This is a genomic window from Mesorhizobium sp. B1-1-7 (genome assembly GCF_006442705.1).
In the GTDB taxonomy this organism is placed as follows: domain Bacteria; phylum Pseudomonadota; class Alphaproteobacteria; order Rhizobiales; family Rhizobiaceae; genus Mesorhizobium; species Mesorhizobium opportunistum.
In genome coordinates, this window is sequence record NZ_VFWQ01000028.1 from 16,892 (window position 1) to 37,598 (window position 20,707).

19 protein-coding genes and 1 pseudogene are annotated in these 20,707 nt (G+C 65.1%); 10 read left to right on the top strand and 10 right to left on the bottom strand.

The genetic code is table 11. The annotated features are described in order from the left end of the window. Positions 1–85: 85 nt before the first annotated feature. Positions 86–742, bottom strand: coding sequence for a glutathione S-transferase family protein (locus FJ978_RS30850; protein WP_140576587.1), 657 nt, complete (start codon positions 740–742; stop codon positions 86–88). Between the two features lie 171 nt (positions 743–913). On the opposite strand from FJ978_RS30850, the gene FJ978_RS30855 reads away from it, so the two are divergent. Both FJ978_RS30855 and FJ978_RS33320 read left to right on the top strand, forming a co-directional pair. Next, positions 914–1,222, top strand: a complete 309-nt coding sequence (locus FJ978_RS30855; protein WP_013894419.1) for a hypothetical protein — start codon at positions 914–916, stop codon at positions 1,220–1,222. Between the two features lie 80 nt (positions 1,223–1,302). Further along, positions 1,303–1,419: pseudogene (locus FJ978_RS33320) on the top strand (DUF559 domain-containing protein); the annotation flags it as partial. Between the two features lie 106 nt (positions 1,420–1,525). Here the strand turns inward: FJ978_RS33320 and FJ978_RS30865 are convergent. The 3 genes from FJ978_RS30865 to FJ978_RS30875 all read right to left on the bottom strand — a co-directional run bounded on the left by FJ978_RS30865 (position 1,526) and on the right by FJ978_RS30875 (position 4,387). Then, positions 1,526–2,356 (bottom strand): aldo/keto reductase, encoded by an 831-nt coding sequence (locus FJ978_RS30865; protein ID WP_140576546.1) that lies wholly within the window; start codon positions 2,354–2,356, stop codon positions 1,526–1,528. Positions 2,357–2,500: 144 nt separating this feature from the next. Then, the gene (locus tag FJ978_RS30870) at positions 2,501–3,133 is read right to left on the bottom strand and encodes a PQQ-binding-like beta-propeller repeat protein (RefSeq protein WP_140576548.1); all 633 of its coding nucleotides are present in this window, start codon (positions 3,131–3,133) and stop codon (positions 2,501–2,503) included. 33 nt (positions 3,134–3,166) lie between these two features. Further along, the gene (locus FJ978_RS30875; RefSeq protein WP_140576549.1) at positions 3,167–4,387 is read right to left on the bottom strand and encodes a helix-turn-helix domain-containing protein; all 1,221 of its coding nucleotides are present in this window, start codon (positions 4,385–4,387) and stop codon (positions 3,167–3,169) included. Between the two features lie 382 nt (positions 4,388–4,769). On the opposite strand from FJ978_RS30875, the gene FJ978_RS30880 reads away from it, so the two are divergent. Further along, positions 4,770–5,522, top strand: coding sequence for a thioredoxin family protein (locus FJ978_RS30880; protein WP_013894415.1), 753 nt, complete (start codon positions 4,770–4,772; stop codon positions 5,520–5,522). 91 nt (positions 5,523–5,613) lie between these two features. Continuing rightward, on the top strand, positions 5,614–5,901 hold the full coding sequence (locus FJ978_RS30885) for a hypothetical protein (RefSeq protein WP_013894414.1): 288 nt from the start codon (positions 5,614–5,616) through the stop codon (positions 5,899–5,901). A 251-nt stretch (positions 5,902–6,152) separates the two neighbouring features. On the opposite strand, the gene FJ978_RS30895 is transcribed toward FJ978_RS30885, so the two are convergent. The 6 genes from FJ978_RS30895 to FJ978_RS30920 all read right to left on the bottom strand — a co-directional run bounded on the left by FJ978_RS30895 (position 6,153) and on the right by FJ978_RS30920 (position 12,709). Then, on the bottom strand, positions 6,153–7,151 hold the full coding sequence (locus FJ978_RS30895; protein WP_140576551.1) for a bestrophin family ion channel: 999 nt from the start codon (positions 7,149–7,151) through the stop codon (positions 6,153–6,155). A 128-nt stretch (positions 7,152–7,279) separates the two neighbouring features. Continuing rightward, complete coding sequence (locus tag FJ978_RS30900) at positions 7,280–8,437, bottom strand: substrate-binding domain-containing protein (RefSeq protein WP_013894411.1); 1,158 nt, start codon at positions 8,435–8,437, stop codon at positions 7,280–7,282. Positions 8,438–8,514: 77 nt separating this feature from the next. Then, the gene (locus tag FJ978_RS30905) at positions 8,515–9,516 is read right to left on the bottom strand and encodes an ABC transporter permease (protein ID WP_140576552.1); all 1,002 of its coding nucleotides are present in this window, start codon (positions 9,514–9,516) and stop codon (positions 8,515–8,517) included. After that, positions 9,513–11,084 carry a sugar ABC transporter ATP-binding protein gene (locus tag FJ978_RS30910; RefSeq protein WP_140576554.1) on the bottom strand — a complete coding sequence of 524 codons (1,572 nt, stop codon included), beginning with the start codon at positions 11,082–11,084 and terminating at the stop codon, positions 9,513–9,515. Before FJ978_RS30910 ends, FJ978_RS30905 begins: the two co-directional genes overlap by 4 nt. 102 nt (positions 11,085–11,186) lie before the next feature. Beyond that, the gene (locus FJ978_RS30915; protein WP_013894408.1) at positions 11,187–11,939 is read right to left on the bottom strand and encodes a DeoR/GlpR family DNA-binding transcription regulator; all 753 of its coding nucleotides are present in this window, start codon (positions 11,937–11,939) and stop codon (positions 11,187–11,189) included. A 146-nt stretch (positions 11,940–12,085) separates the two neighbouring features. Then, a complete protein-coding gene (locus FJ978_RS30920; RefSeq protein WP_013894407.1) occupies positions 12,086–12,709 on the bottom strand; it encodes a TetR family transcriptional regulator in 624 nt (207 codons plus the stop codon). A 277-nt stretch (positions 12,710–12,986) separates the two neighbouring features. Between FJ978_RS30920 and FJ978_RS30925 the strand changes: the two genes are divergently transcribed. From FJ978_RS30925 to FJ978_RS30950, 6 genes are all read left to right on the top strand, one after another. Continuing rightward, complete coding sequence (locus FJ978_RS30925) at positions 12,987–13,484, top strand: (2Fe-2S)-binding protein (RefSeq protein ID WP_140576555.1); 498 nt, start codon at positions 12,987–12,989, stop codon at positions 13,482–13,484. After that, positions 13,481–14,539 (top strand): xanthine dehydrogenase family protein subunit M, encoded by a 1,059-nt coding sequence (locus FJ978_RS30930; RefSeq protein ID WP_140576557.1) that lies wholly within the window; start codon positions 13,481–13,483, stop codon positions 14,537–14,539. Before FJ978_RS30925 ends, FJ978_RS30930 begins: the two co-directional genes overlap by 4 nt. Beyond that, on the top strand, positions 14,529–16,784 hold the full coding sequence (locus FJ978_RS30935; RefSeq protein ID WP_140576558.1) for a xanthine dehydrogenase family protein molybdopterin-binding subunit: 2,256 nt from the start codon (positions 14,529–14,531) through the stop codon (positions 16,782–16,784). The genes FJ978_RS30930 and FJ978_RS30935 overlap by 11 nt, the downstream gene beginning before the upstream one ends. Before the next feature lie 150 nt (positions 16,785–16,934). Continuing rightward, on the top strand, positions 16,935–17,408 hold the full coding sequence (locus FJ978_RS30940; RefSeq protein ID WP_140576560.1) for a (2Fe-2S)-binding protein: 474 nt from the start codon (positions 16,935–16,937) through the stop codon (positions 17,406–17,408). Next, a complete protein-coding gene (locus FJ978_RS30945; RefSeq protein WP_140576561.1) occupies positions 17,405–18,388 on the top strand; it encodes a xanthine dehydrogenase family protein subunit M in 984 nt (327 codons plus the stop codon). Before FJ978_RS30940 ends, FJ978_RS30945 begins: the two co-directional genes overlap by 4 nt. Then, entirely contained in the window at positions 18,385–20,682 is a 2,298-nt protein-coding gene (locus tag FJ978_RS30950; protein WP_140576563.1) for a xanthine dehydrogenase family protein molybdopterin-binding subunit, read from the top strand. Before FJ978_RS30945 ends, FJ978_RS30950 begins: the two co-directional genes overlap by 4 nt. Positions 20,683–20,707: the final 25 nt, after the last annotated feature.

Sequence of the window (20,707 nt, forward strand, 5' to 3'; positions counted from 1 at the left end):
CTTTGCATCGCGCCCCAACGTGGTGCGTCCCAACCCCCGCCCGGCGACCGGCGTTTTCAAGTTTCCTTTGTGTATACGCCGGTCGTCAGCTCCCCCCATCGCCCTGCCGCGGCACCGGCGGCAAGGGCGGTGCATCCAGCCCATTGAACGGGTCACGCCAGGCCTCGATCGCTTCGAGCCGGCGATACCAGCCGGCAAGCACGGGATAATCACCGAGCGGCAGGCCGCCGACATCGTTGAACGGCAGGAACGTCGCCATGCGGAAATCTGCATAGGAGACCCGGTCCCCGACCAGCCATTGCCGCCCGGCTAGCCCCGCCTGCAGGATCGCCGCCATCGTGTGAAACAGCTTCAGCCCCTCCTCGACCAGTTGGCGATCGATCGGGCCCAAATGATAGCGCTGCTTGGTGCCACGCTCGAAATGCACCATGTCGCAGGCCCTGGCGAAGTTCTCCTTGCCCCAGCTTAGCCAGCGGATCATCTCGGGCTCGTCATTGCCGGTGCGCCAGAAATCCGATCCGACGTCGCGCGACAGCCGGCAAGCGATGGCGTCCGCTTCCCACAGGCTGCCGCCCGGCCACGCCAGTATCGGCAGGGAAAGATTGGGATTGAGCGGCCGAAATCGCTCCGCTTGCCCCGGCGCGAAGGGTGAGGCGAATTCGAAGGTCACATCAGCCTTGAGGTAACGCGCAACCGCGACCGCCAGGCGCGGATTGGGATTGCGGCTGAAGTAGAGTTTCATTTCGCCTCCGGCCGGCATCGGCTCGATCTCGTCACTCATATGCTCTCCTTACCCTGGCGAGTATCGCCAGACCCAGGACGGCTGTGGCCGGTATAATCCTACAAAGTTTGGGTTGACCGCCTCCGATGGCGAGGCGACACTTCATCTCGTACCAAGGCAGGAGGAAATGCGATGGACGAGCCCGAACGGTGGCGCCACATGTCGACGGCGCCAAAGGACGGCAGCCGGATCCTGGTCACGGTCCGCCCGTCCGAACAGGGGCCGGCTGAAGTCGACCTCGCCTACTGGGCACGCGGCGACCAGTTCGCCGGCGAAGGCTGGCGCGCATCGGATTCCTCGCCGGGCCGCGTCGTCGAATACGCCGAGCCGGAGCTGAAATGCTGGATGCCCCTGCCCTCCGCCAATCTCAGCCGTGGCGGCTCGATGCCGGCCCCCTGGGAAGGCGAGGACGCGCAACAGCTGGATGGGTCCGGGATTTAGCACAAAGGGCGAAGCTGCCAATCTCCCCCCTCGTGGGGGAGATGTCCGGCAGGACAGAGGGGGCGCCGTAGGGCGCAAACTCAAGGTCCATGCGTCTGGAACAGGACGGCTGGAGCGTGCCGCGGTTCTGCAACGACGATGTGATTCGCGACATCGACAATGTCTGCCAACATATTGTCATCGCTGCTGGTTTGGGCGGCACAACTGATATGCCGGCGGGACAGCGCCCTCTGCCCTGCCGGGCATCTCCCCCACTTGGGGGGAGATTGGCCGCTTCGCCGCCGGCTCCTTCAGGTCAAACTTTTAAAACAAAAACGCCGCCGTGGCGGGGTTCGGTCCGTTGCGGCCGTCAGCCGAATCCATGCCCCGGATCGTCTCCAGGTCCTGCGCGTCCAGCTCGAAATCGAAGACATCGAAATTCGCCGCGACGCGGTCCTGGTGGATAGACTTCGGGATCACGATCAGCCCTTCCTGAAGGTGCCAGCGGATCATCGTCTGCGCCGCGGATTTGCCGTGCTTTTTGGCGATGCCCGCGATGGTCGGGTCGCTGAGCAGACGGCCGCTGCCCAGCGGGCTCCAACTTTCGGTGTGGATGTTGTGCCCGGCATGGAAATCCCTGAGCGCGCGCTGCTGGAAACGCGGATGCAATTCGATCTGGTTGACGACGGGCGTCACGCCCGTTTCGCCGATGATGCGCTCCAGATGGTCCTGGTTGAAATTCGAAACGCCGATCGACTTGATGCGGCCGGCCTTTTTGAGTTCGATGAGGGTCTTCCACGCCTCGACATATTTGTCCTGGCTGGGAACCGGCCAGTGGATCAGGAACAGGTCGAGCTGCTCGATGCCGAGCTTCTTCATCGTGTCGTCGAAGGCCGTGAGAGCCGCGTCGCGCTGGTGGGCGCCGTTGCGCAGCTTCGAGGTGATGAACAGCTCGCTTCTCGCCACATCGGAAGCGCGGATCGCCTCGCCGACCCCTTCCTCGTTCTGGTAGCCCTCGGCGGTGTCGATCAGCCGGTAACCCGCCTTGATTGCCCAACCGACCACTTGCGCGGTGATGTCGGCGTCGACCTGCCAGACGCCAAGGCCAAGCTGTGGAATGGCGGCGCCGTCGTTCAATGTGATCTGTTCGGGCATGGTCAGGTCCTTTGCGAAGAAATATCCGGGCGGTCGCCCAACGCAGCCTATCTAGGGACCTCCCTGGACAACGGCCAGTCGTCGGCGGACAAAATTGCCGGCACTGACCTGGCGGTGCCGATTGTCTCCGTCAGAGCACCCGGCTCATCTCGGCCGGCGCACCGCCCGCACCACCCCGGCGGATGTGCTGCCGCAGAACAGGCGGTCGCCGCCATCGGATTCCAGCCCTGAGACACCCATGCCGGCTGGCATGTCGAGCGTCTCCAGAACCTTGCCGGTTTGCGGGTCGACACGGCGCAGGTCGCTCTCGTCACCTTCCCAGGTGGCGTGCCACAGTTCGCCGTCCACCCAGGTCACCCCGGTGACGAAGCGATTGGATTCGATGGTGCGCAGGATCGTCCCGGTCTCCGGGTCGATCTGGTGGATCTTGCGCTCGCGGTACTGCCCCACCCAGAGCGTGCCTTCGGCCCAGGTCAGCCCGGAGTCGCGCCCGCCGCCGGGTGCGGGAATGGTGGCCAGAATCGCCCCGGTATCCGGGTCGATCTTATGGATGCGATCATTGGCGAGCTGGAAGAAGTGCTTGCCGTCATAGGCAGTGCCGGCATGCGCCGCGACATCGATCGAACGCAACGCCTCCCCGCTCTGCGGATCGAAGGCATTCAGCCTGTCGCCCGAGGCAAACCAGATATTGTTGCCGTCAAAACTCACGCCATGCACGCTGTTCACCCCCGGAAAGGGTCCGTATTCGCGCAGGATTTCGGCCGCTGAACGTTTCATGTCTTTGTCCTCGATGGTGGTCGTCATCCCTTCCTACCCTTGCGGGAGCGGTGCCGGGAGTAACAAGGTGGTCGTGAAACCCGCCACCGGCGGCGTCATCCAGCGGCGCGCCCTGCCGTGGCCGAAAGACTGCACCTTGCCGGTCTCGGCGAGCGGCTCCAGCGCCCGCTGCACGCTGCGCTGGCCGGTTCCGAGCGCCAGCGCCAGGGCCGAGCTCGACCAGGCCTCGCCGTCGGCGAGCAAGGCCAGCACGGCCGCGTGCCGCTCCTCGATCGGCCGCGCCAGAACCATCACCGCACGCGCCTGGCGCGGCGCCAGTGTGAAGCCGCGCTTGGTGGCGCTGATCTCCGCCAGCCCGCGCAACTCGGCGCGCAGCCGCCCCACCTCGACGCGCAGGCGCGCCCGGTGCGATTCGTCCGCATGCTTGCCACCAAAGGTCCGCGCCACCAGCTCCTCGCGCGACACGTCTCCGGGCCAGGCCTCGGCGAGCGCACGCGCCAGCGCGAACAGCACCGGCCGGCTCGCCAGCGTGACCGTGGCGTCCCCGGCACGCACGGCATAACGAAAGGCATCGACGACCAGCGCCGGCGATCCCTGCAGCGCCTCGACCTCTTCGAGCAGCAGCGGCCGCTCCGTGCCCTGCGCGATCAGCCGCGCGGCGGGTGTTTCCAGCGCCAGAGACGCGCTGTCGACCTCAGCCATAAGGCCTGGAATGCCAGCCCGCTGGGCAGCGTGGCGTGCCCATTCCAGCGCCGCGCGCGCCGGCCTGGTCCGCAGGCGACGCATGGCAATGCCGGCAACGGCAAGCTCATGCGCGGCTCTTGCCGCCGGCGGGAGCGGCGTCGGGTCGAGCCCGGCCAGCACATGCTCGGCCTCGTCGAGCCGGCCGATCAAGAGCAGCCGCCGCACCTTGAGGTGGCCGGCATGCGCCGCGTTCAGCCGGTCGCCTTGCTTCTCCAGCGTCGTGCGCGCAGCGTCGAGCGCCTTGGCCGGCCAGCCGAGGTCGCGCGAGACCAGCGCGATCTCGGCCTCGGCGACGACGCATCTGGCGCTCGCCACGGCCTCTCTCGGGCCGAAGGCGCGCGCGGCCCGCCGCAGCAGCAGCTTGGCGCGCTCGAAGTCGCCGAGCTGCGCCATGGCGATGCCGCGCAGCGCCAATGCCGGCGCGTCCTCGCGCAAGGCGACGCGGTCCAGCGCGCCCAGGGGATTGCCGGCGGCCAGGGCCAGTCCTGCCGCCGTGATCAGCGAGTCCATTCAAATCCCGTCACACTTGTAACTCCCACCCCCACGCCACGCCGCCCTAACTTAAATCACCACCGCCGGTCAGCAAGCCGCATCGACCAAACCTGGCCACATGGCTGAGGGCATCACGGCCACCGTTGATGTCAATACCGGCGTCGCCAACCTGAGCATCTCAGGTACGAACAATAAGCATCTTAATAGGGAAATTGAAAATGCCTGCAACCGACGACCTCGAGCACACCGCGCGGCCCCGCCACCCCTGCTGCGCCGGGCCGGACGATTCAGATCCCGCCACTTTTGTAACTCCCAGCGCTCCGCTTCACCGTTCTACGCTGGTTCCGGATCCCCAGACGACAACACGCCGCGATGGCGCCACTGGCAAAGGAGAAGACCAATGACCAAGCACATGACGATGAAGACCCCACCGATCGTTTCAAGACAGGAATGGGATGCCGCGTACGAAAAGATGCTGGTCAAGGAAAAGGCCACCATGCGTGCCAAGGACGCGCTGTCCGCCGAGCGTCGCCGCATGCCTTGGCTGGAAGTCGACAAGGCCTATGTGTTCGAGGGCCCGAATGGCAAGGCCAGCCTGCTCGACCTGTTCGAAGGCCGCCGCCAGTTGATCGTCTACCGCGCCTTCTTCGAGCCTGGCGTCTATGGCTGGCCCGACCACGCCTGCCGCGGCTGCTCGCTCGGCGCCGATCAGGTCGGCCACCTCGCCCATCTCAACGCCCGCGACACCACGCTTGCCTACATCTCGCGCGCGCCGCAGCCCGACATCGTCAGGCTGAAGCAGCGGATGGAGTGGAAGATGCCCTGGTATACGATCACCGATAGCTTCGACAAGGATTTCGGCGTCGACGAATGGCACGGCCACAACGTGTTCATCCATGATGGCGACCGCGTCTTCCGAACCTATTTCATCAACACCCGCGGCGACGAGGCCTTGGGCACGGTGTGGAGCTATCTCGACGCCACCCCTCTCGGCCGCCAGGAGATCTGGGAAGATTCGCCCGAAGGCTATCCCCAGACCCCGCTCTACAGCTGGTGGAACTGGCACGACAATTACGAAGCCGGGGTCGACAAGAAGTGGGCCGAGGTGTCGGCGGCCGGCGAAGCCGCCTTCCGCGAAAAGAGCGATCAGTAGCGTCTGGCCGGAAAGGCCGAAAGTTTCCTCTCCCGCACGAAATGGGGAGAGGAAACCAAACCCTGCAGGCCAGGACACTAAGGAAAAGACCATGAACGACATCCATTCTGGCATCGGCAGCGCGACTTCCGAACACATCGCCGCCCCTGGCATCGCCGACTGGCTGTGCCTCGCGGCAGCACCCACCTTCGCCGTGATGGCCCTGCTCTCCTGCGTTCAGGGCGGCGAAGCGGCCATGCTGTGCATGGGCAGCTCGCCGCTGACCGGCCCGTCTTTAACCAGCGCGTCTTTAACCGGGATGCCGGCCATGTATCTGTTGATGAGCGCCTTCCATCTGGCGCCCTGGTTGCGCGTGATTTCCGGCCGGCAGGCCCGCTAGATCCGGCTCGCCGCATATCAAAATATCCCACACGTCGGAGAAAGACTATGCGGCTGGTCAGGCTAAGAGCGCCCGGTGGCTCGGACAGGCTCGACCTGGTCGAGGAAGATCCGCCCCGGCCAGGGCCGGATGACGCGCTGGTCAGGATCCGCGCCTGCGCGCTCAACCTGCGCGACGATTTCGCGGTGTGCGGCAAGATGCCGATGGCTGACGTTCCGCTCTCCGACGGCGCCGGAGAGGTGGCCAGCACTTCAAGTCGCGATATCATTCACCGGCAACAATGGCTTGGGCAGCTCAACCTCGCCAAGTCCCGCGCGCAGTTCGATCTCGATGTCGCGGCAGATCTGCGAGATCGGAACGTCGTTGGCATTGCCCTCGAACGGGTTGGCGCTGCTCTCGCCGACCTGGTCGAGAGACATATAGGCCCAGCCCAGCAGCGTGCTGAACGGGATCGTCAGCCAGATGCCGACCGTGCTCAGCACGCCGCCAAGCTTGCCCATCTCCGCAAAGACCGGAACGACGCCGAACGGCAGCAGCGTGCAGAAGATCATGACGAACATGGAACTGACGATGGCGTATTGGCGCGGATAGGGGTTGTTCTTGATGCGGTCGCAGCGCGCCTGCTGGTCGTGGAGGTCGCGGATCAGCTTCGTCAGTTCGACGTAAATCTGCGGGGGAAGCTTGGCGTCCTTGAACAGCGCGTTGACCTGGACCGATTGCATCTCGAGCAGGGCCAACGCCGGCTGCGACGATTTCAGCACCTTGTCGGCCTGCTCGGCCAGCAACGGGCGCAACTCGTCGGCGATGGAGCCCTTGTCCTCCCGGATGCGGTAGCGCCGCATGTACTCGATGTTGGCCGCCTTCCCCATGGATTCCCACGGCATCGGCCGCCGCAGGGAAAAGCGCAGCGCCGTCATCCAGGCGATGTGGCGGTAGATGAGTTGCTTCGCCGTCGGTGCATCGAGGAAGTCGCGGCAGAAATTGGACCACACCCGGCTGCTGGCGGTGATTTGCGTGAACGCCTGCAGCGCCTCGCCGCTGCGGGTGAAGACCTGCGAATTCTTGAAGCCGGCGACGAGCGACACCGTGGTGCCGAGCACGAGCACCACCGACCATGGCACCGAGAAGCCAGCGATACCGGGAAGGCGGTAGGCCGCGACGGCCAGGCCGCTCACCACCACCATGTAGATGACGCTACGCCGCGACCACAGCGCGAAATCGATCAGTTTGTAGGAACGGCCTACATACATCGCATGCCCTCGAAAGCGTGGATAACAGACAAATCAAGCTGTTGTGACGCCTAGCATACCGCGTGCCCGCGATGAATGGCCGTTCTGGCCCATGGGCGCGGGATTTCTCCCGCGCCCATGGCGCTACCTCAGTTGCATTTCGGCTTGGCGCTGTTGCAGGCGTCGACCAGTTCGGCCGGCGGATCCTTGTGGAAGACGGTTTTGAAGGATTCCAGAACGTTGGACTGCACCACCGGCAGCGACTGCACACCGACCCAGGCGGGTGTGGGCTGCCCGATCAGCGCCTTCATCATGGCCAGCGCCTCGGCGACGCCCTGGTCATAAGGGCGCTGCGAGCCGGTCGCCTTGAGCGGCCCGCCCTTGGCGATCTCGATCGCCGACTGCAGGCCGAGATCGACCGTGGTGATCGGAATGTCGATGCCTTGCGCACGCATCGAGGACAGCGTGTCGAGCGCCGGCTGGTCCCACACCGCGTACAGGCCCTTCACATCGGGATTGCCGGTGAGGAAGTCGCCGGCGATCTGCGATACTTTCGAGGGATCGGTGAAGTCGACCTGCTTCATGACGATGTCGGGACGGTTCTTCTTCATCCACTCGCTGACGCCCTTTGTGCGCTCGTTGGTGCTAAAATAGTCGACGCCGAAATTCACCAGTCCGATCGTGCCGCCCTTGGGCATGCAGGACGCCAGGATCGTTGCCGCGATTTGGCCATTGCCCTGGCTGTCGGCCGAGATCATCGAGGCAAAATCCTTCGGAGATTCGAGGCCGACCGGAATGCTGTCCATGAACACCAGCTTGATACCGGCCTCGCCCACCTTCTTGTAGGTCGGCGCCGTCGCGGTGAAATCGACGGGGATGGAAATGATGCCGTCTGGATGCTGCTGGATGGTGTTTTCGATATCGGCGATCTGCTTGTCGACCTGATATTCGGCCGATGCCACGCCGGTGACAGTGACGCCATATTTGGCAAGCGTTTCACTGATGCCTTGCACCTGCAACTGCGACCAGTCGAGGTTCACCGTCTGCATGGAAATGCCGACCTTGAACTTGCCGGCCTTGACCTTGGCGGCTTCGTCGTCGGTCAATTTCAGCTCGTCGGGCGAGGCTGCCTTTTCGCCGTGCGGGCCCTGCCCCACAATACCCTTGGGGCCGAGCGTGGCCATGTCGACACCGGTGACGCAAGTCTCCGGCGTCTGCGCCAGTCCAAGCGACGTCGACAGCGCGAAGGCGCTGGCGGCGAGGCTCAATGTACAGAAAAGCGAGTGGATTCGTGCCTGTTGTTTCATGACTTTCCTCCGTTGATCGTTGACGTTCCTGTCGCCGTTTGGAGCCGGCGATTTTCTGCTGGTGAGCGGGACGCGCCTTACCTCCTCGTGAACGCGACCGCGGCGACGATGATTGCTCCCTTGATGACGAGTTGCAGCGACGAACTGACGCCGAGCAGCACCAGCCCATTGTTGAGTGTGCCGATGATCAGACTGCCGAGCAGCGTACCGAGCACGAAGCCGCGGCCGCCGAACAGGCTGCAGCCGCCAAGGATGACCGAAGCGATGACATCGAGCTCCATGCCTTGCACGACATCTGGCCGCGCCGCGTGCGAGCGCGCCGACAGGATCAGCGATGCCAGTCCGGCGAGCGTTCCGGTCAGCACGAAGGCCAGCGTGGTGACTTGCTTGATGTGGACCCCGGAATAGAGTGCGGCCGTCGGATTGCCGCCCGCCGCGTAGACGCGCCGTCCGTAGACGCTGTAGTGCAAGAGCAGGATGCCGGCCACGGTGACGCCAAGCGTCCACAGGATCGGCGCTGGGATACCAAGCACCGAGCCTTCACCGAAGATCGCGAAATAGTATTCGTTGGTGATGATGACCGGCTTGGTGTTGGTGACCATCAGCGCCAGGCCGCGCGCAGCGCTCAACGTGCCCAATGTCACCAGGAAGGACGGGATTTCGAGGCGGGTGGTCAAGACACCGTTGATCAGCCCGATCAGCGCGCCGGTGCCCAGCCCCGCGACGGCGCCGACGACCCAATTGTTGGCCAGGAAAGCCATGGCCAGCGACGCGCTCATGCCCGAAAGCGCCAGCGTCGAGGCGACCGACAGGTCGATCTGCCGGGAGATGATGACGAATGTCATGCCCACCGCGATGATCGAGACCAGCGTCGTCTGCCGGCCGATGTTGAGAAAATTGTCGATCGACAGGAACCAGGGCGATGCCAGGCTGAAGACGATCAGCAGGACGGCGAAGGCGACGTAGAGCATGTAGGGACGCTCGCCCTGAAGCAGATGCTGCAGCGCCGAGCGACCGCCCGCTTGGTTGTAGGCGCCCCTTGCCATTGGTGCCTTTGCCGGGCTTTGGGTATCGGTCATGCCGCGTGCTCTTCCGATGGCTGCGAAAGTTGAATGAGGTGATGGAGATCCTCGGCGCTGCCGAATTCCTGCCGCCCAATCGTCCTGGCGATGTGGCCATCGACGACGATCGAGATGCGGTCGCAAAGCTGCAGCAGTTCGGAGAGATCCGAAGACACCAAAAGAACGCCACTGCCCGCGGCGGCCGCGGCACGAATGACGCCATAAATCTCCTCGCGCGCGCCGACATCGACACCGACCGTCGGCTCGTCGAGCAACAGCACCCGCGGCCGCGGCTCGTTCCATTTGCCGAACACGACCTTCTGCTGGTTGCCGCCGGACAGGTTCTTCACCGTGGTCGATGCGTTGGGGGCCTTGACGGCCAGCCGGCGCATCGCGGCATTGGCGCGCTCACTGGAGGACCGGCGCTGCAGCCAACCGAGGCGGGAGAACTCCCGCAGCCTTGGCAGCACGAGGTTGCGCTCGATCGAATGTCCGAGCAAAAGGCCCTGGACATGCCGGTCCTCCGGCACCAGCGCGATGCCTCGCCTTATTGCCGCCGCCGGATCGGTTCCAGCAAGCGAAACACCCTCCAGCCTGGCTTCGCCGGACTGAATGGACCGCAGGCCGAAGATGGTCTGCAGGATTTCGGTGCGTCCGCTGCCGATCAGGCCGGCGAGGCCGTGAATCTCGCCACCGCGCAGCTCGAGATCGACGCGGTCCAGCCGGTCGTTGCTGACGTCGGTCAATTCGAGCACTGGCTTTTGAGATGGACCGGCCGATGACGGCACGCTTTGCGCTGATGCCGTGCCCTCAGCCTTCAGGACGGCGTGATCGGGCCCGACAATCGCACCGACCAATTGCCGCATAGTGGTTTGCGCCGTGACGAAGGTTCCGGCGTTCTGTCCGTCACGGAAGACCGTCACCCGGCTCGAAATCCGGAACACTTCGTTGAGGCGATGCGTGACATAGATCACCCCGACGCCGCGCGCCGCTACCGCCCGGATCGCCTCGAAAAGGATCTTCTCTTCATCGTCGGTCAGCGCCGAGGTCGGCTCGTCCAGAATGAGCAGGCGGACATCGCCCATCAGCGCCTTGGCGATCTCGGTCATCTGGCGATAGGCAAAGGGCAGCGAGCCGACCATGGCGCGGGCGTCGAGCGGGATGTTCTGCGATTTGAGGAAGGCTTCGGCCTGCGCCACCAGCTGCCGCTTCTTCAGGAAGCCAAGCCGCGTCTTCGGCTCTCGTCCCAAGAGCAGATTGTCGGCAACCGACAGCGACTCGACCAGGCTCAGATCCTGGTAGACGACCGCCACGCCGGCATCGCGCGACTGGGCGGGCGAAGCGAACGAGACAGGCTTGCCGTCGATTTCGATCGAACCGCCATCATGCACGTGCACACCGCTCAGGATCTTGATCAGCGTCGATTTGCCGGCCCCGTTTTCGCCGAGCAGGGCGTGCACTTCACCGGACCGGATTTCCAGACTGACGCCGCGCAGCGCATTGACGCCGCCGAACCGCTTCCTGACGCCCTCGACGCGCAGCAAGGGGATTTCGGACATCATCGCAGTCGAACCCGGTTCGATCATGACGCCCGCACTTCCTCCCTTTGAAGCGTCCCCTACCCGACGATATCTCTTTTGAGACTTATCTTACTTTTTTTGTGACTTTTCCATCAGGCTGGGGAAATGTCAAATGGAGTCAGGCTGTGGCTGAAATGAATCCGGTCCGACTTCGCCATGCTCGGTGACTATGGCGTCGAAGCCGTCCATGGCTGAGAAGAAGGCGCGCTTGAGCTTGCCGATCTTGCTCGAGTCGATGACGAGATAGTTCTCGCGCGCAAGGCTCATCACCTTCTGCTTCACCACCGCCTCGTGGAAATGCTCGCAAGTGGCGCCGCGCTTGGCATCGACGCCGGCGGCCGACAGGAAGGCTGCGTTGATACCGACGCTCTTCAAAATGTCGAAATCATGCGTGCCCGAGAAAGATGCCGACGCGGGGTGATAAACACCGCCCAGCATGATGATCGTCACATTGGGCTTGCGGCTCAGGCGCTCCGCGATATTCATCGCGTAACATATTGCCGTTATTTGATAATTGTCGGGAATGAGGTCGATCAGGTGGATCAGCGTCGTGCCGCAGTCGATGAAGATCGTCTCGTCGGGCCGTATCTTGCGCACCGCGTGCAGGCAGGCTTCGCGCTTCGCCGCCGCATGGCTGTCGGCCGCGGTCGCCAGTTCGTAGGGAATATCGGCCTCGATCTCGGCCGCGGCCAATATGTGCCCGCCGAGATAGGCGATCTGCCCCTGGTTGTTGGCGATGTCGCGCCGCACTGTCATTTCGGAGACGCCGAGGAGCGTTGCCGCTTCGCTCAGATGGATAACCCGCCGTTCCGACAAAAGGTGGATCAGCCGGGCCGTCCTTTGCGCTTTGCGAGCAGTCATGCGTTGGGCCTGTTGGTCGCCTGAAATGTGAGGATTTTAACAACCGCTCGCACTCAGATGCAAGCGCGGTGCGCGACTTGGTCCTGCAATGGCTGACGGGCATGCCCGGCTTGGCTTTACCGGTCGCCGGGCCAATCGTTCGACCATCAGGCTTTGGCGGATTTCCCCGCCCCGAACCGCAAGCCGTCCATCAGCAGTTTGACCAGCCGCCACGAGCGGTCGCGCCACTCCGGTGTATCGGGTGCGGAATAGATGCCACCCAGCGCGTGCAGGACGTCGGAGGCATCGACGTCGCCGCGGATAGTGCCGTCGGCCACCGCCGCCTCGACCAGTTGCCGCAAGGCCTGCGATATCCGCCCCGACGTGTCGGAAAACAATGTTGAATTGGTGGTGAAGAGAATGCGCAGGCTGGTCGCCAGGCCGCGCTTGGTCGCGATGTAGTCGACGAAGCGCCGCATCCATTCTTCCAGCGCGACATCGGACGGATATCTTGCCGCAAGCTCCCCGGCAGCGGCACAAAGCGCCTCCGCTTCACGACGGTAGACCACCTCGACCAGGTGTTCGCGCGTTGGGAAATGCCGGTAGAGCGTGCCGATGCCGACCCCGGCGCGGCGTGCGATCTCCTCCAGCGAGGCATCGATGCCGCGCTCGGCAAACAGCGCCGCCGCCGTCTCGACCAGCCGGTCGCGGTTTCGCTGGGCATCCGCGCGCAGCGGCTTGGCCTCCGCGGCGGTCTTCGTTTCGGCGAGTGCTGACGGCTCGACGGCCAATTTTTTCTCCACGGATCAAATATGGGGGCTTGAACCCGGCCGGGCCAGCCCCCACGTAATAAACGGAGGCACCTCCGTTTTAGTGGAGTACCTTTATCATATAATCAGGGGAATGGGTATGTCACGTCTTTCCAGCCTGCAAGCCGACATCTCCCCTGCGTGCGAGAGAACCGTCTTCGTCTCTGCTTTCATCACCAGCATCTGACCACGAGGTACCTTGCCCTTCCCGGCAAGGCGCCAGTTCAATTCCCGACCTAAGCACTGGAGCCAGAGGTCAATGACCAGCCTTCCCATCACGCTCACCATCAACGGACACCGACACGAACTGGAGGTCGATCCACGCGTAACGCTGCTCGACCTGTTGCGGGAGCGGCTTGACCTCACCGGCACCAAGAAGGGTTGCGACCGCGGCCAGTGCGGCGCCTGCACGGTGCTGGTCGACGGCAAGCGCATAAACTCCTGCCTGGCGCTGGCGGTCAGCCATGACGGCGCCGACGTCTTGACGATCGAAGGCGTCGCGAACGGTGAAGAACTGCATCCGGTGCAGGCCGCCTTCATCGCCCATGATGGCTTCCAGTGTGGGTTCTGCACGCCCGGCCAGATCATGAGCACGCTCGGCCTGATCGCCGAAGGACAGGCAGGCGACGATCCCGAGCGCATTCGCGAGGGGCTGAGCGGCAACATCTGCCGCTGCGCGGCGTATGGCGGCATCGTGGAGGCCATCCTGGAAGCCCAGGAGCAACTTGCCAGAACCAACCGGAGGACCGCGGCATGAGAGACTTCGACTATATCAGGCCCACCACCATTTCCGACGCCATCGCGGCGGCGGCCGAGCCAGGTTCGTCCTATCTCGCCGGCGGCACCAATCTACTCGACCTGATGAAGGGCGGCATCACCAGCCCCGAGCGCATCGTCGACATCACTCGACTGCCGGAGCTCAATCGCATCGAACGGCTGGACGACGGCGGCCTGCGCATCGGCGCGCTCATCCGCAATGCCGACCTGGCCCATGACGCGGCGTTCGCCAGCGCCTATCCCGCAGTGGCCGAAGCGTTGCTTTCGGGGGCCTCGGCGCAGCTTCGCAATGCCGCCACCGTCGGCGGCAATCTGCTGCAACGGACGCGCTGCAGCTATTTTTATGACACTGCCAGTGCCTGCAACAAGCGCGAGCCGGGCGCCGGCTGCGATGCGTTGGGCGGTGAGAACCGCCTGCACGCCGTGCTTGGCTGGAGCGATGCCTGCATCGCCACGCACCCGTCGGACTTCTGCGTGCCGCTGGTGGCACTCGACGCCGTGGTCGAGATCGAGGGCAAGGCGGGCCGGCGCCACGTCACGCTGGAGGAATTCCACCGGCTTCCCGGCGAGACGCCGCAGTTGGAGAATCCGCTGGAGCCCGGCGATCTGGTCGTGGCGGTGCGGCTGCCGGCGGAGGCCGCCTCCTTCCGCGCCAATGCGCGCTACCTGAAAGTGCGTGAACGCACCTCCTATGCCTTCGCCGTCGTCTCGGCCGCCGCGGCGCTCGTCATCGATGGTGGCAAGATCCGCGGTGCAAGGCTGGCGCTGGGGGGTGTGGCCGCCAAGCCGTGGCGGGCGCGTTCGGCGGAAGCCGCCCTGCTCGGCACCGATGCCGACGAGGCGAGCTTCGTTCGCGCCGCCGATGCCGCGTTGGCCGACGCCAGCCCGTCCGGCGACAATGCGTTCAAGATCGAACTTGCCCGGCGCATTGTCGTCAGGGCGCTGACGTCGGCACGGGCAGGAACGCCCGAACGGCTGCCGGCCCTGCCTGCCTCCCCTTTTTCCTCCATCCCCGGAGCGCGCCATGACGCTTGAACTCAACCTCAACCAGCAACCCGCCCATACCCGGCACGGCTCCAGCATCGGCCAGCCGCTGACCCGCCTCGACGGATTTCTGAAAGTCACCGGCACCGCGCGCTATGCCGCCGACAACCATCCGCCCGGCATGCTCTATGCAGTGCTGGCCGTCAGCAGCATCGCGCGCGGCCGCGTCGTCGCGCTGGATATCGAGGCGGCCAAGGCGCATTCGGGCGTGGTCGAGGTGATGACGCCACGCAACCGCCCGGCCCTCGCCATCGATCCGGATGCCAAGGACAATCCCTTCATGTTCCGGCTCGACCTGCTGCAGAACGACCAGGTCCGCTATCCCAACCAGAGCATTGCCGTGGTGATCGCCGAAACCCTTGAAGCAGCGACCGAAGGAGCCGCGCTACTGTCGCCGCGCTATGAAGCGCTGCCCGCGCGCGTCGGTCTCGACGGAGCTGAAAGCTTCGTACCCCGCGGTGTCGGCGTCGGCGGCCCTGCGGTGCAGCAGAAGGGCGATGTCGATGCCGGCCTGAAATCGGCAACGACGCGGATCGAGGCGACCTACGAAACACCGGCTCAATACCACAACGCCATGGAGCCGCACGCGATCGTGGCCGCCTGGGATGGCGACCGCCTGTCGATAGACACGCCGAGCCAGGGCCTTGCCATGGCGCAGGGCCGCATCGCCGGCCTGTTCGGCATCGCACCGCAAAATATCCATATCCGCAGCCCTTTCCTTGGTGGCGGCTTCGGCTCCAAAGGCATGATTTCCGGGCCGCAGGTGCTCGGCATCCTGGCGGCACGCCTCGTCGGCCGTCCGGTCAAGCTGGTGCTGCGGCGCGAGCAGATGTACGGCCCCGTCGGCCATCGCGCCCCGACCCGCCAAACCTTGCGTATGGGCATGGACGGCGACGGCCAACTGACCGCGATCTCCCATCACGCCAGGACCACATCGAGCACGTTTGACGATTTCTTCGAACCGGCCGCCGACGCTTCGCATACACTCTATGCCAGTCCGGCCATCGCCACCTCGCACGATGCCGTGCGGCTCGACACCGGCACGCCGCTGTTCATGCGGGCTCCCGGCGAAGCCACCGGTTCGATCGCGCTGGAGAGCGCCATCGACGAGGCCGCGCATGCCTGCGGCATGGACCCGCTGGAATTCCGGCTCAAGAACTATGCCGAAATCGAGCCGATGACGGGCAAGCCGTTCTCCTCCAAAGCGCTGCGCGAATGCTACCAACAGGCGGCCGAGGCGTTCGGCTGGGCAAGCCGCCCGCTTCAACCGCGCCGGATGCGCGACGCGGACGGTTTCCTCGTCGGCTGGGGTATGGGCACGGCCACGTTTCCCGCCATCATGTTCCAGGCCGAGGCCCGCGCCGTGCTGAGAAGCGACGGCAGCGGCCTGATGGAGACCGGCGCCCAGGACATGGGGCAAGGCGCATGGACCGCCTTTGCCCAGATCGCCGCCGACGGATTGGGGCTCGACATCGACCGGGTCGAGTTCAAGGCCGGCAGCTCCGATCTTCCCAATGCCGGCATTGCCGGCGGCTCCGGCCACACGGCGACAGCCGGGATGGCGATCCACAATGCGGGCGCCGCCGTCATCGCAAGGCTTGCCGATCTTGCCACCGGTGACGAGCGCTCGCCGCTGTTCGGCGCCGGTAATGAAGGTTTGCTGGCGCGCGGCGGACGGCTTTATCGGCGCGAGGACGAAAGCCGCAGCGAGACCTATGCCGAGATCCTTACCCGCGCGGGCCTCTCCGAGGTCGAAGGCCATGGCAAGGGTGCTCCGGATCCGGCTTCGCAGGAGGCCTATGCCAAGCACGCACATGGCGCGGTGTTCGCCGAGGTCAAAATCGACCCCGATTTCGGCCAGATCCGCGTCACCCGGCTGGTCGGTGCATTCGCCGCCGGACGGGTCATCAACCCGCGGCTGGTGCGCAGCCAGTATTACGGCGGTATGATCTGGGGCGTTTCCTTCGCGCTGCATGAGGAAGCCGTTACCGACAGGCGCTCGGGCCGGATCCAGAATGCCAACCTCGCCGAATACCATGTGCCGGTGAATGCCGACGTACCGTCGGTCGAGGCGCTGCTGGTCCACGAACACGATCCCCACGTCAATGCGCTCGGCATCAAAGGCGTCGGCGAAATCGGCATCACCGGCACGGCCGGTGCCGTCGCCAATGCGGTCTGGCATGCAACCGGCGTGCGGGCCCGGCGCTTTCCGATCCGGCTGGAGGACCTGCTCTGAGGTGACCAGCGTGCGCGTCGTTCGGAAGCCGATCCCCTTCCGAACGACGCGCACCAGAAACGACAGCGCAGCGACAGGGCCGGAAGCCGTCCGGCCCTCACCTGCCCTATCCCAATCCCATCCGCGTCAAGCAACTGGAGCCAGACGCCCATGACGAAAGTCCCCGTCCATCTCGATATCAACGGCCATCGCCACGAGTTGCAGCTCGAACCGCGCGTGACGCTGCTCGACGCCTTGCGCGACCGCCTTGGCCTGACCGGCACCAAGAAAGGCTGCGACCACGGCCAGTGCGGCGCCTGCACCGTGCACATCGACGGAGAGCGCGTGCTGGCCTGCCTCACATTGGCAGCCCAGGCCGAGGGCCGCACCGTCACCACCATAGAGGGGCTTGCACGGGAGGGCGAACTGCATCCCGTGCAAGCTGCCTTCCTCGAACAGGATGCCTTCCAGTGCGGTTATTGCACGCCTGGCCAGATCATGTCGGCGGTGGCCTGCATCCGCGAAGGCCATGCCGGCTCGGATGAAGAGATCCGCGAATACATGGCCGGCAATCTCTGCCGTTGCGGCGCCTACCCGCACATCGTCGCCGCCGTGCGCCAGGCAGCCCTGGAGGCCGCATCATGAGGAATTTTTCCTATCTCCGCGCCGCTTCGGCTGACGCCGCACGCCAGGCGGCCGCCCTGCCCGGCGCTATGCTGCTGGCTGGCGGCACCACGCTGATCGACCTCGCCAAATGCGGCGTTGCCGAGCCGGACATGCTGGTCGACATCACCCATCTCAAGGGACTGGACCGGATCGAAGTCGACGAGCGCGGCGCCACCATCGGGGCGCTGGCCCGCATGGGCCATGTCGCCGACCATGCCGGGATCAAAAGCCGCTTCCCGGCCATCTCCGAAGCGCTGTGGCAGGCAGCCTCGGCGCAGATCCGCAACATGGCGACCATTGGCGGCAATCTGATGCAGCGCACGCGCTGCCCCTATTTCCGCGATCCCGCCAATTTTCCGGCCTGCAACAAGCGGCAACCCGGCAGCGGCTGTTCGGCGATCGGCGGCGTCACCAGGGGACATGCCGTGCTCGGCACAAGCGACGCCTGCATCGCCATGTACCCCGGCGATCTCGCCACAGCGCTGGTCGCGTTCGACGCGACGGTCCATCTCGGCGATCGGCGCATCCCGGTCGACGACTTTTTCCTGCTGCCTGGCAGCACGCCGGACAGGGAGCACGCGATCGAACCGGGCGAAATGATCACCGCCATCGAGATCCCCGGTTCCGCCGCCGCCCGCCGCTCGACCTACCTGAAGATCCGCGACCGGCAATCCTATGAATTCGCCGCCGCGAGCGCCGCTGTCGGCATCGAGTTCGAGGCGGATGGCCGTACCATCCGTGACCTGCGCGTCGCGCTCGGCGGTGTCGCGGCCAAACCATGGCGGGCGCGGGCCGTCGAAGACGTATTGAAAGGCAAGGCGCTGGAGCCGGACGCCGTCCGCGCCGCCAGCCGGCTCGCCGTTGACGGCGCCGTCGACCATGGCGCCAACCACTATAAGATCGAGCTCGCGCCGCGTGTCGTCGCCCGGGCCATCTTCAAATTGGGAGAGACGGCATGACGGTTCACAACATCCGACATGGTGACGCCTCGGACGGAACGCTGGCGCAAGCCGTTGGCGGCCGGCTGTCGCGTGTCGACGGCCCGGCCAAGATCACCGGTGCGGCCAAATACGCCGTCGAGCAGCAGCTCGAAGGCCTCGCATATGCCGCGCTGGTCGAAAGCACGATTGCTTCCGGCAAGGTGCGTTCGATCGAGACAGCGGAGGCCGAGGCAGCGCCGGGCGTGCTCAAGGTGCTGACGCCGGACACCATTATCAGCCTCAGGACCGCGTCCGACTGGTTCGGCACGCCGCCGCCCGACAAGCCCTATTGCCCGCTGGCGCGCGACATCACCTTTTCGGGCCAGCATGTCGCCGCCGTGGTGGCTGAAACCTTCGAGCAGGCGGTTGCGGCAGCGGCCCTGGTCAAGGTCAGCTATGACGAGACGCCTTCCATTGTCGACCTCAGCGACGGCAAGGCCGGGGACGGCATTCCGATCGATGCCATGACCAAGGAATGGGGCGATGCGCCTGCCGCCTTCGCCTCGGCGCCGGTGCGGATCTGCGCCGCCTACAACACGCCGCGCGAATATCAGGCGCCGATGGAACCGCACGGCCTGATCGCGCGCTGGGAAGGTGACAAGCTGACCGTCTGGGAGCCGAGCCAGTGGCTGGACGGCATGGCCCGCACCTATGCCGAATGGTTCGGCGTGCCGTTCCAGAATGTGCGGCTGGTCTCGCCCTATGTTGGCGGCGGCTTCGGTTCGAAGGCGCTGGCGCTCGGCCACGGCGCGATTGCCGCGAGTGCCGCCAAGATGCTCGGCCGGCCGGTGCGGCTGGTGATGACCCGGCCGCAGACCTTCACCGGCTATGGCGGCCGCGCCGCGACGCGACAGACGGTGACGATAGGCGCCGGCCATGACGGCGTCATCCAGTCCATCGTGCATCGCGGCGTCAACGAAACATCGATCGACGGCATGTGGGTCGAGCCGCTGGGTTCGGTCACCTCGATCATGTACGCGACGCCGAATTTCTCTTCGAAGCAGAATGTCGTGCGGGTCAACAGCGTGGTGCCGGGCGCCATGCGCGCGCCAGGCGAGAACCCCGGCGCCTTCGGCATAGAAAGCGCCATCGATGAACTCGCCTACGAGGTCGGCATCGACCCGCTGGAGATCCGGCTGCGCAACTACGCCGAACAGGATCCACACGTCAAAAAAGCCTGGTCGACAAGGCAGTTGCGCGAGGCTTTTGCCGCAGGCGCGGAGCGCTTCGGCTGGGCAAGGCGCACGCCGCAGCCGCGCTCGATGCGCGACGGCAACCAGCTGATCGGCTGGGGCGTGGCCGCCGGCACCTATCCGGTACGGCGCGCCTACGGCGAGGCGCTCGTGCGCATTCTGGCCAACGGTTCGGTCGAGGTCGAAAGCTCCTCGATCGATATGGGTCAGGGCACCTACACAATCCTGGCGCAGACCGCCGCAGAGACGGTTGGCGTGCCGGCCGACGACGTGGTGGTGAAGCTCGGCGATTCCCGCTTCCCCCGCGCCGGCGTCACCGGCGGCTCGCGGCTGGCCGGCGTCATGACGGGTGCGGTCTACAAGGCTGCGACCTCGGCACTCGATCAATTGGTGGGTCTGGCGATCAGCGACCCGCGATCGCCCTTCCATGCGCTGCAGGCCAACACGCTGGTGGTGAGCAACGGCCGCATCGGCTCGGCGCGCGGCGATGGCCCCGATGTCTCGATCGCCGAATTGCTCAAGAGCGTTGGTCGCGACCATATCGAGGCGACCGGCGACACCATGCCGGCCAATTCGACGGCCGAGGATCGCTACAAGAACTACACCACCATCGCCACGGCGCTGCCGCACACCGAAGGCGACTATTCCCGCTACTCCTGGTGCGCACATTTCATCGAGGTGCGCGTTGACGAGGATTTCGGCACGGTGCGCGTCTCGCGTGTGGTGTCGGCGCTGGATTCGGGCCGGCTCTACAATCCGAAACTGGCCGAAAGCCAGTGGAAGGGCGGCATCATCATGGGGATTGGCCAGGCGCTGCTGGAGGAAGGCATCGTCGACCGCCGCCACGGCCGCATCGTCAACGACAACCTCGCCGATTACCTCGTGCCGACTAACGCCGACATTCCCGATATCGAGGTGATCTCGGTCGGCATCCCCGATCTGCATTCCTCGGCCCTTGGCGGCAAGGGCGTCGGCGAAGTGGCCATCGTCGGCGTCGCGCCGGCGATAGCCAATGCGGTGTTCCATGCGACGGGGAAACGGATCAGGGATTTGCCGATCACGCTGGAGAAGCTGATCTGAGGTGGAAGCGGGTAATCTCCCCCCT